2 protein-coding genes are annotated in these 1,807 nt (G+C 35.6%); both read right to left on the bottom strand.

The features are described from left to right. Window positions 1-80: 80 nt before the first annotated feature. Window positions 81-1,046 carry an IS3 family transposase gene (locus KPL55_RS25550; RefSeq protein WP_216309564.1) on the bottom strand — a complete coding sequence of 322 codons (966 nt, stop codon included), beginning with the start codon at window positions 1,044-1,046 and terminating at the stop codon, window positions 81-83. Between the two features lie 11 nt (window positions 1,047-1,057). Beyond that, complete coding sequence (locus KPL55_RS25545; protein WP_216309563.1) at window positions 1,058-1,744, bottom strand: helix-turn-helix domain-containing protein; 687 nt, start codon at window positions 1,742-1,744, stop codon at window positions 1,058-1,060. Between the last annotated feature and the right edge of the window lie 63 nt (window positions 1,745-1,807).

The raw sequence follows: 1,807 nt of genomic DNA, 5'->3' as shown, positions 1-1,807 counted from the left end.
TGAACCGACACCTGTCAAGTAGACACGTAAAATAATTAAAAATGTATAAGATGATGCGATCAAATTGTTGGTCGCATTTCTTATGCAGTGTGTTTGTTCTTCTTTGCTTCTAATTCTGTCTTATAAGCGTGTATACGTTTATTTTCAGGAATAGGATACTGCATAGGTTGATCAGACTGCAAAGCAGCATACCTTACTTCCGTCGGCGATAAATTATTGAAACGCTCTTGATATCTTCCGTTATTATAATAATCTATATATTCTTCTATTGCATGGCGTAGTTCTTCTTCATTGCTAAAGGCAGTGATATAGTACATTTCCGATTTGATAATTCCCCATAAGCCTTCAGTTGGACCATTGTCAATACAGCAACTAACGCGGGACATTGATTGTGTCATTCCCTGTTTTTTTAGCTTATTCTGAAAAACTCTGCTTGTATATTGATAACCCCTGTCAGAATGAAACAATGGTGTAGCATCAACATTTTTCTTAAGAGCCAGATCATAAGTATCAAAAACAAGTTTATTATCATTGCGGTTGCTTAAAACATATGACACCACCGATTTATCATAAAAATCCAAAATGGCACTTAAATATATCTTTCGATTACTCATTGGAACTTTGAATTCTGTCACATCCGTTCCCCATTTTTCGTTTGGTTTGGTCGCTTCAAATTCTCTGTGCAATATATTTTTTGCCGTAGTTTCCGGGGTGGAATGACGATACGGTTTTCTTTGTCTGCGAATAACTGATTTAATACCAAGTACCCTCATAATCCGTTGAATCCTACGCTTGCTATAATGCTTATCCTTGTCTCGGTTGATATAGTTACGAATTCTACGATAGCCAAGGGTATGCTTAAACTTTTCATCATATTCCTTAATCCATAGAGCAATTTGTTCGTTTTCCATTTCTTCTTGCGGTTTTTCATGTTGAAGCCACTTATAGTAGCCCGCTCGAGAAATATTTAATTGCTGACACATCCAACTTACATTCCAATTATTTTTCTGCTTGAAATACTGGATAGTGAGGTATTTAGGTTCCATTTTTCCTTTGGCTAGAATCGCCTCCTTTCGAACTCCTTCACTTTTTTTAACAGTTCTACCGTCATATCTCTTTCTTCAATCTGATATTTTAAACGTTTGTTTTCTCTGCGAAGTTTCTCTAATTCATCAACTTCATCATCGGATTTATGGCGACCACGTTTATCAGTTAGTCCTTCTTCACCAACATTATCGTATTTGCGGACCCAGCTATAAACTTGACTGTATGAAACATCATATTTTTCAGCAGTATCTTTATAATTGCGTCCGTTCTCAATGCAGTATACTACGATTTTATTTCGTTCTTCAATTGTTGTTTTTCTTCTTGCCTCAGCCATATAAACCTCCTGTTTTGGAGCATAATCTTTGAGTTCCATATTGCTATTATACAACAAAATCCAACGTCGTAAAGTCTCGTGACCAGCAATTTTATATTTAGCAGCAATATCAGAAAGCGACCCCTTTCCGTCAATATATTCCTCTACCACTTTCTGTTTAAAATCTTTCGAATAACTATTGTTCTTTGATTTATGAACAAAGGCAGATACACCGGATATTTGATATACAGAGATCCATTGCCGTATTGTTCTTGCGCTAGCTATCGACAAGTCATTCATAATATCCGAAACACCTCTTACACCATTAAGATAGTCTTCGACAGCTTGTAATTTTTGTTCAGCAGGACATTTAGGTTTTGACATTAAAAATACCTCCAAAGTATCAGTTTTTATATTTAAACTGTCTACTTTAGAGGTATCATATCA

Source organism: Clostridium lacusfryxellense (assembly GCF_018861735.1).
Classification (GTDB): Bacteria; Bacillota; Clostridia; order Clostridiales; family Clostridiaceae; genus Clostridium_AD; species Clostridium_AD lacusfryxellense.
The sequence above is the reverse complement of the archived record's forward strand: the minus strand, read 5'-3'. Positions and strand labels throughout refer to the sequence as shown.